Origin of the sequence: Actinocrinis sp. (genome assembly GCF_035650855.1) — a bacterium.
Lineage (GTDB): Bacteria > Actinomycetota > Actinomycetes > Streptomycetales > Catenulisporaceae > Actinocrinis.
The window spans coordinates 1-8,826 of record NZ_DASRGV010000087.1; the positions used below are offsets into that span (position 1 = coordinate 1).

The 8,826-nt window shown below is 69.4% G+C and carries 5 protein-coding genes and 1 pseudogene; 3 read left to right on the forward strand and 3 right to left on the reverse strand.

Features of this window, described 5'->3' with window-relative positions; all coding sequences use genetic code 11:
- Positions 1 to 421: 421 nt before the first annotated feature.
- Both VFB40_RS07135 and VFB40_RS07140 read left to right on the forward strand, forming a co-directional pair.
- Positions 422 to 1,738: a CE1 family esterase gene (locus VFB40_RS07135; protein WP_324848498.1), complete on the forward strand. Its 1,317-nt coding sequence runs from the start codon at positions 422 to 424 to the stop codon at positions 1,736 to 1,738.
- 36 nt (positions 1,739 to 1,774) lie between these two features.
- On the forward strand, positions 1,775 to 3,268 hold the full coding sequence (locus VFB40_RS07140) for an arabinofuranosidase catalytic domain-containing protein (RefSeq protein ID WP_324848499.1): 1,494 nt from the start codon (positions 1,775 to 1,777) through the stop codon (positions 3,266 to 3,268).
- Between the two features lie 129 nt (positions 3,269 to 3,397).
- On the opposite strand, the gene VFB40_RS07145 is transcribed toward VFB40_RS07140, so the two are convergent.
- From VFB40_RS07145 to VFB40_RS07155, 3 genes are all read right to left on the reverse strand, one after another.
- On the reverse strand, positions 3,398 to 4,408 hold the full coding sequence (locus VFB40_RS07145; protein ID WP_349261375.1) for a zinc-dependent alcohol dehydrogenase: 1,011 nt from the start codon (positions 4,406 to 4,408) through the stop codon (positions 3,398 to 3,400).
- Between the two features lie 98 nt (positions 4,409 to 4,506).
- Positions 4,507 to 6,027, reverse strand: coding sequence for an aldehyde dehydrogenase family protein (locus VFB40_RS07150; protein WP_324848501.1), 1,521 nt, complete (start codon positions 6,025 to 6,027; stop codon positions 4,507 to 4,509).
- Positions 6,028 to 6,164: 137 nt separating this feature from the next.
- On the reverse strand, positions 6,165 to 7,382 hold the full coding sequence (locus VFB40_RS07155) for a GAF domain-containing protein (protein WP_324848502.1): 1,218 nt from the start codon (positions 7,380 to 7,382) through the stop codon (positions 6,165 to 6,167).
- Positions 7,383 to 7,759: 377 nt separating this feature from the next.
- On the opposite strand from VFB40_RS07155, the pseudogene VFB40_RS07160 reads away from it, so the two are divergent.
- Positions 7,760 to 8,826, forward strand: a pseudogene (locus tag VFB40_RS07160) (alpha-L-arabinofuranosidase); the annotation flags it as partial.

Below are 8,826 nucleotides of genomic sequence, written 5' to 3' on the forward strand. Positions count from 1 at the left end.
GTGAACCAGCCGATCCAGGCCTTGGGCCACGAGATGGCCAAGATGCTGATCAGCCTCATCAACGGCGAGCGGCCGTCCTCGTTGATCCTGCCCACCCGGCTTACCGTCCGCGAGTCCGCGCCGATGGTGGGCGACAACTAAGCGTACTGAGCCACGCGGCGCGCCGACTCGGCGCGGCTGCCGCTGCAAGTTTCAGGATCAGTCCGACTTATCAGGCTATCCCCTGTAACATTCTCAGATGCGGCCTTGACACACGTAAGGGCCCAGAGTTACCTGATCCTCACCGCTTCACCATGACCGGGTGCCGGACTGGTCAGACTACGGGTACGTCGGCGGCACAACAACCCTGTCTATTCGGGCGCCGTGCCTCCCACTGAGTCGTACCTATTTCGTACTGGCACCTGATGGGAAGTGACTGTGAATGCAGAGATCTAGACGCTTCTTCGGCCCCGTCGCGGCCGCCGCGGCCCTCATCCTGGCCGCGGGCGGCCTGGTCGTGAGCAGCAACCTCGATCGCGCCGCCGCGGCCTCGGTCGGCGCGCCGATGGCGTCGAGCGCCGGTTGCGGTAGGGCTGCGACGCTGGCCAGCGGGACGCACACGATCCAAAGCAGCGGGCAGAGCCGCAGCTACATCCTGCGCCTGCCCGCGAACTACGACTCCAGCCACCCCTACCGGCTGGTCTTCGGATTCCACTGGGTCGGCGGCACCGCCAACGACGTGGACTCCGGCGGCACCGACGCCTACAACTGGTCCTACTACGGCCTGCGCCGCCTGGCCGACGCCGCCGGCAACGGCACCATCTTCGTCGCGCCCCAAGGCATCAACAACGGCTGGGCCAACTCCGGCGGCCAGGACGTCACCTTCGTCGACGACATGCTCAGCCAGTTCGAATCAGGCCTGTGCATCGACACCACCCAGATCTTCTCCTCAGGCTTCAGCTACGGCGGCTCCATGACCTACGCCCTGGCCTGCGCCCGACCCACCGTCTTTCGCGCCGTCGCCGTGTACTCCGGCGCGAACCTAAGCGGATGCACCCCCGGCACCGGCCCGGTCGCCTACATCGGCCTACACGGCATCCGCGACAACGTCCTACCCATCGCCAACGGCCGCGCCCTACGCGACACCTTCGTGCGCAACAACCACTGCACCCCGCAGAACCCGCCCGAACCGGCCTACGGCAGCCTCACCCACATCGTCACCGCCTACTCCGGCTGCATGAGCGGCTACCCCGTGGTCTGGGCCGCCTTCGACGGAGCCGGCCACGACCCCGGCCCCATCGACGGCAGCACCGGCGACGGCTGGCACACCTGGACCTCAGGCGTCGTCTGGAACTTCTTCACCCAATTCACCTCCGGCGGAGGCACCGGCAGCCCCTCCGCCTCAGCCTCGGCCAGCGCCTCGGCGAGCGCCTCGGCCAGCGCGTCGTCTTCGCCGTCGTCCGGCGGCGCGTGCAGCGCCACCTACCAGACGATCAACTCGTGGCAGGGAGGGTTCCAGGGGCAGGTCACGGTGACCGCCGGAAGCTCGGCGATCAACGGCTGGACGGTGCGCTGGACGCTCGCCTCCGGCCAGACGATCACCCAGGTGTGGAGCGGGACGCTCAATGCGAGCGGGTCGTCCGTGTCGGTCGGCAACGCCTCCTACAACGGCTCGCTGCAGCCGTCCGGCTCGACCACGTTCGGCTTCCTCGCCAACGGCACGCCGTCGACCCCGGCACTGAGCTGCACCAGCCCGTAGTCCGCTGACCACCTCGATTATCCCGCAGGAGACTTCGTGAGACTCCCCCATCGCAGACCGTGGCTGGCGGCCGCAAGCGCGATCGCGATCGCCGCCACCGGGCTGACCGTGACCGCCGTGACCTCGGCGCAGGCCGCGGCCGGCTGTCAGGTCTCTTACACCGTGTCCAGCCAATGGCCCGGCGGCTTCGGCGCCAACGTGTCCATCACCAACCTCGGCAGCCCGATCAGCAGTTGGAACCTGGCCTGGGCCTTCGGCGCCGGACAGAGCATCACCCAGCTGTGGAACGGCACTTACACCCAGTCCGGCGGCAACGTCACCGTCACCAACGTCTCGTACAACGGGTCGATCGGAACCGGCGGCAACACCAGCTTCGGCTTCAACGGCTCCTGGAACGGCAGCAACCCGGTCCCAACCGCATTCACGCTCAACGGCACGCTGTGCACCGGCGGCGTGAGCAGCGGCACACCGACGCCCACGGCCACCGCGACCGCGAGCGCCACACCGTCGGCTTCACCGTCGACCTCGGCGTCCTCCTCGCCGTCCGCGTCGCCGACCGGGACGCCGCCCCCGCCCAGCCTGCCGTGCGACATCTACGCTGCGGGCGGCACCCCTTGTATTGCGGCGCACTCGACGACCCGGGCGTTGTACGCGTCTTACAACGGCCCGCTCTACCAAGTTCAGCGCGCTTCCGACAAGAGCTACCTGAACATCGGCCTGATCAGCGCGGGCGGGGTGGTCAACGCCGGCCCGCAGGCCTCCTTCTGCTCGGGCACCACGTGCACCATCACCAAGATCTACGACCAGTCCCCGCAGCACAATGATCTGCCGGTCTCCTGGGGCGGCTTCTGGAAGGGCCCCGGCCCGAACGGAGCCGACGTCGGCGCGAACGCGACGGCGCTGCCGCTGACGATCGGCGGCCACAGCGCGTACGGCGTCAAGGTCACCCCCGGCGTCGGCTATCGCGTCGACAACGCGAAGGCGGCTCCGACCGGCTCGCAGCCCGAGGGCATCTACATGGTCACCTCGTCCAACAACGTCAACCAGTACTGCTGCTTCGACTACGGCAGCGGCGAGAACGACCACGCGGACGACGGCAACGCCACCATGAACGCGATCTACTGGGGCACCGCCTGCTGGTTCGGCGGCTGCGTAGGCTCCGGCCCGTGGGTGGGCGCGGACCTGGAGAACGGCATGTTCTTCAGCACCCAGGGCTCCCAGAAGAACCCGAACTACCAGGGCGTGCACTACTCGTACGTGTCCGCCTGGGAGAAGAACAACGGGACGAGCAACTTCACCCTGAAATACGGCAACGCCCAAAGCGGAGGCCTGACGACACCGTTCAGCGGGCCGCTGCCCAACGGCTACTCCCCGATGAAGGTGCAGTCCTCGCTTGAGCTGGGCACCGGCGGAGACAACAGCGTCAGCGACTACGGCGAGTTCTTCGAGGGCGCCATCACCGCCGGCTATCCCTCCGACAGCACCGAGAACGCGGTCCAGGCGAGCATCGTCTCGGCCGGATATCAGTAACCCCGCCGTCTACGGGTTCTGCGACGGGTCGGCTACTGCCGTCAGGGGACCCCGGGGTCGTAAACGGGCTCGCCGTCGGGGCGCAACCGCGCCCCGACGGCGAGCCCGTTGTGCGGAGGGGGTTACCTGTCAGAACTGGAAGACCAGCCGGGCCGGGACCCGTCCGGAGAGCACCTCCTCGAAGCAGTCGTTGACCTCGATCAGCTTGCGCGGCTGCGCGATGACCTCGGTGCGGCCGGCCGCGTGCAGGTCGAAGACCTCCTGCAGGTCCTTACGGGTGCCCACGATCGAGCCGATGATCGACTTGCCGCTGAGCACGGTATCGAAGATCGGGACGGTCATGGCGTCGTCGGCGGGCAGCGCCACGCACACCAGCCGGCCGCCGCGCCGCAGCGACCCGTAGGCCTGCTCGAAGGCGCGCGGGGAGACCGCGAGCGAGATCGCGACGTCCGCGCCGCCGAGCGCGCGGATCGCCTCGACCGGGTCGGTGGTGCGGGCGTTGACGACCTCGTCGGCGCCCAGCTGCCTGGCCAGGTCCAGCTTCGCGTCCTCGAGGTCGACCGCGATGACCCGGCCGCCGAAGATCTTCGCGTACTGCAATGCGAGGTGGCCCAGGCCGCCGATGCCGACGATGACCGCGGTCTCGCCGGGGCGCAGGTTCGAGACCTTCACCGCCTTGTACGTGGTGACTCCGGCGCAGGTGAGCGGCGCCGCGTCGAACGACGAGACGGCGTCAGGCACGGTCACGACGTAGCGGTCGTCGGCGACCGCGTACTCGGCGTACGCGCCGTTGACCGAGTAGCCGCTGTTCTGCTGGGACTCGCACAGCGTCTCCCAGCCGCTCAGGCAGTACGAGCAGGTGCCGCAGGCCGAGCCGAGCCAGGCGATCGCGACGCGTTGCCCGACCCGATGCACCGAGGCTCCGGGGCCGAGCGCCTCGATGACGCCGACTCCCTCGTGGCCGGGAATGAAGGGCGCGGTCGGCTTGACCGGCCAGTCGCCGTGCGCGGCGTGGATGTCGGTGTGGCACAGCCCCGAGGCCTCCATGCGCACCAGGACTTGGCCGGGGCCGGGCTCGGGAACGGGCAGCTGCTGGATCTCCAGCTTCGCGCCGAGCGTCGGGACCACGGCCGCCTGCATCGTCTTCATGGGTTGATCTCCGTTTCGGATCGGGCGCCTGGCCGGGTGGGCGCCCGGGCGGCGCCGGGTCAGGCCGGCGGCGCCGCCCGGGCCGCTGCTCAGAACAGCCCGAGGGGGTTTTCGCTGTAGCTGACCAGGAGGTTCTTGGTCTGGCTGTAGTGCTCGAGCATCATCTGGTGGGTCTCGCGGCCGATCCCGGAGATCTTGTAGCCGCCGAAGGCCGCGCCGGCCGGGTACTGGTGGTAGCAGTTGGTCCACACCCGCCCGGCCTTGATCGCCCGGCCCATCCGGTAGGCCAGCGCGCCGTCGCGGGTCCACACCCCGGCGCCGAGCCCGTAGAGGGTGTCGTTCGCGATGCGCACCGCATCGGCCTCGTCCTTGAACGTGGTGACCGCGAGCACGGGCCCGAAGATCTCCTCCTGGAACACCCGCATCTTGTTCTCGCCCTTGAGCACGGTCGGCTCGTAGAAGTAGCCGTCCGCGAACTCGCCGCCGACCTGGGCCCGCTTGCCGCCGATGAGGACTTCGGCGCCTTCCGCCCTGCCGATGTCGACGTAGGAGGCGATCTTCTCGATCTGCTGGGCGGAGACCTGCGGGCCCATCATCGTCTCGGTGTCCAGCGGGTCGCCCTGCACGATGCGCCCGACGCGCTCGATGGCGCGCTCCATGAAGCGCTCGTAGACGCTCTCCTGGATCAGCGCGCGCGAGGGACAGGTGCACACCTCGCCCTTGTTGAACGCGTAGAGCACGAGGCCCTCGATCGCCTTGTCCAGGAACGCGTCGTCCTTGGCCATCACGTCGGCGAAGAACACGTTCGGGCTCTTGCCGCCCAGCTCCAGGGTCACCGGGATGATGTTCTGCGCGGCGTACTGCATGATCAGCCGGCCGGTCGTGGTCTCGCCGGTGAAGGCGACCTTCGCGATGCGGGGGCTGGTGGCCAGCGCCTGGCCGATCTTCCCGCCGGGGCCGTTGACGATGTTGAGCACGCCGGGTGGCAGCAGGTCGCCGACCGCCTCGGCCAGCTTCAGGATCGACCAGGGGGTCGGGGATGCGGGCTTGAGCACCGAGCAGTTGCCGGCCGCCAGCGCCGGAGCCAGCTTCCAGGCCGCCATCAGCAGCGGGAAGTTGAACGGGATGATCTGCCCGACCACCCCGAGCGGCTCGTGGAAGTGATACGAGATCAGGTCCTCGGCGATTTCCGTGATGGTGCTCTCGCGCGAGCGCACGGCCGCCGCGAAGTACCGGAAGTGGTCCGCGGCCAGCGGGACGTCAGCGGCCAGCGTCTCACGCACCGGCTTGCCGTTCTCCCAGCTCTCGGCCACCGCCAACTCCTCGCGGTGCGCATCGATCGCGTCCGCGACGGCGTTGAGCACGGCGGCGCGGGCCGCGGCGCTCTCACGCCCCCACTCCTCAGCCGCCGCGTGCGCCGCGTCCAGCGCCGACTCCACGTCCGCCGGGCTGGAGTCGGCTACCTCGCAGATCGGCTTGGCCGTCGCGGGGCTCAGGTTCGTCCGGTACTTGCCGGCGATCGGGGCGATCCACTTGCCCCCGATGTAGTTCTCGTAGCGGGGATTCACCGAGACCACGCTGTCCCGGTGTCCGGGCGGCGCGTACTTCATAGCCGTCCCCTTTCGCTCTCGTCTGAAGTCGCCGGTCCGGGTTCGGCGCGGTTGGGCGGGTTCCCGGACTCGATCTCGACGTTAGGAGCGGCACCGTTGCCATACCGTTGCCGTCGGCTGGCGGCGGTCGGCGCAGGTCAGGGGGCGGGTGAGGCGGCCAGCGAACGGGCCTTCGCCGCTGCCTGCGCTCGGCCGGCGGACCCGCCGGGCAGCCGGTCGGCCAGCGCTCGCCAAGCGGCGGCGTCGATCGCTCCGCTGGGTCCGGTGAGCCAGTGGCGCAGCACCGCGGGGTCTGCGCTGCTCAGCACCTGAGCGCGCAGCCGCTGCGCGAGCATGAGCCGGTGCTCGACGATTCCGGGGGCGTCGGAGGAGGGCAGCAGCGGGCCGCGATAGGCGTCGACCGCCTCGGCGACCCTGCCATCCGCGAGCAGACCGAGTACGTGCCCGAAGTCGCAGTCCACGGGATGGCGCAGCGCGTAGGGATAGGACGCGATCAGGTCCCCGCCGAGCATGCACCGCAGCCGCGACATCTCGGCTCGCAACGTCACCGGGGGGATCTCGCGTTCGGAGAGCGCGACGGCGAGCTGCGGACCGGTCAGCCCCTCCGGTGCCAGGGCGAGCAGGACGAGGATCTCGCTGTGCCTCGGCCGCAGCGCAACGGCGGTACCGTTCACTTCCAGCAGCGCGTGCTGTCGTCCCAGGGCGCTGAGCCGCATCGTGGCCGGCGCCGGCGCCGGCGGCGGAAGCAAAGCGAGCTGGGCTTCGGCCGCCTTGGCGGTGGCGCGCACCAGCGCCAGGGCGTACGGCCCGGCGACCGTGTCGTGCCCTGTCAGGTCGACCACGCCGAGTACCAGGCCGGTGCGCGGATCCCGGATCGGCGCGGCGGCGCAGGTCCACGGCTGCACCGCCGGGTTGTAGTGCTCTGCCCTGATGATCTGCACGGGGCGATGCAAGGTCAGGGCCGTACCGAGCGCGTTCGTGCCCGCCTCGCGCTCCGACCACGCGGCCCCTTCGACGAAGTTCATTCGCTCGGCCCGGCTGCGCACGCCGTGATGCCCGCGGATCCACAGCAGCGTCCCGGACGCGTCGGTGACCGCGAACACGTATCCGGCCTCGTCGCTCTCCCGCCCGAGCAGTTCCCTGAACAGCGGCAGCAGCGGGGCGAGCCGATGGCGGGAGCGGTACACGCCCAGTTCGGCGTCGCCCATCCGGATCTCTGGAAGCAGGCGTTCCTCGCGCGGCATGCCGGCCGCGGCGCACCGCCGCCAGGAGGCCGCTACGACCGGCCGGGCGTCCGCGCGCTCGGCAGCGGCGATCCGGGCCTCGGCCGTGACCGCCGTCGCCTGCGTCGCCATCGCCGGTTCACCTGCCCTGATCCTGTCCGCAGCCCGCGACCTGCAACCACTGTGGGTCTCCCGGGCCCGGCGAACCAGGGGCTTTCGGGAGGGGAGGGTCCGGGCCGCTGGTCCCGACCAGAAACTTTCCCGGGGCCGCAGCTCAGGCGTGCCCGCTGACCGCTCCTGCCGAGGCGGCTTGGCCTGCACACAGGACTCTCCGCTATCCGCGAGTACGAGGGTCGCAGAGCGCTGAGCGTTGACCGGCGCTGGGGCCGCAGTTAGCTTCCGCACGAAACTATCTGCTCTCTGATAAGAGATTTTCTTTAGGTCAGGCAGAGAGCTGTCCGACACTCGCGACGCGAACGCGCACCCCTTCTCGAGCAAGGAGAATCCTCGTGTCCCTCAAAAGAATCGCCCTGAGCCGGTTGCGAAGCACGATCCTGACGGTGAGTCTGACGGTGATGGGGGCGGTGGCGCTCCCGGCGGTCGTCGCGTCTCCGGCTTCGGCCGCCACGGCGGTCGCGGTGACGGTGAACGCGACGACCGGCCTGGCCACGGTTCCGTCCAACGGGATCGGGCTGAACACCGCCGTGTACGACGGCAACATGAACGACGCCGCGGCGCCCGGTCTGATCAAGGCGGCGGGGATCGACGCGCTGCGCTACCCCGGCGGTTCGTACTCTGACATCTACAACTGGCAGACGAACGTGGCGCAGGGCGGCTATGACGCCCCGAACACCAGCTTCACCGACTTCATGGGCACGGTGCAGGCTACCGGCGCGCATCCGATCATCACCGCGAACTACGGCACCGGGACCCCGGCGCTCGCGGCCGCGTGGGTGCAGAACGCCGATGTCACCAACAACTACGGCATCCAGTACTGGGAGGTCGGCAACGAGGTCTACGGCAACGGCACCTACGGGGCCAACTGGGAGGCCGACGGCCACTGCACCGACTCCTCGGGCGAACCGATCCCGTCGGGCAGCTACCCGAATCAGACCTATAACTGCGGTCCGAGTGTGTACGCGGCCACCTACCTGAGCTTCCAGTCGGCGATGAAGGCGGTCAGCCCGTCGATCCACGTGTGCGTGGTGCTGACCACGCCCGGATTCTGGCCCGACGGGGTGACCAACGCGACCACCAGCCCGCAGCCGTGGAACCAGACCGTGCTCACCGCGCTCGGGTCGAAGACCGACTGCGTCATCGTGCACTACTACCCGGCGTACACCGGCATGACCACCGCGCAGGCGCTCGCCACCACCACCGACATCTCCGGCGTCGTCTCCTCGCTCAAGTCCGAGATCAGCCAGTACGCCGGAGTCAACCCGGCCAACGTGCCGATCGTGGTCACCGAGACCAACGACTCCATCGCCGACGACACCCAGCCGGGCGCGCTGTTCGCCGCGGACATGTACATGAGCTGGCTGGAGAGCGGCGTCACGAACGTCGACTGGTGGGACCA

Bases quoted from the DNA above. Each gene is read 5' to 3' on its own strand.
- VFB40_RS07150 (WP_324848501.1), bottom strand. From the start codon at position 6,027: ATGAAGTACGCGCCGCCCGGACACCGGGACAGCGTGGTCTCGGTGAAT.
- VFB40_RS07135 (WP_324848498.1), top strand. From the start codon at position 422: ATGCAGAGATCTAGACGCTTCTTCGGCCCCGTCGCGGCCGCCGCGGCC.
- VFB40_RS07145 (WP_349261375.1), bottom strand. From the start codon at position 4,408: ATGCAGGCGGCCGTGGTCCCGACGCTCGGCGCGAAGCTGGAGATCCAG.
- VFB40_RS07155 (WP_324848502.1), bottom strand. From the start codon at position 7,382: ATGGCGACGCAGGCGACGGCGGTCACGGCCGAGGCCCGGATCGCCGCT.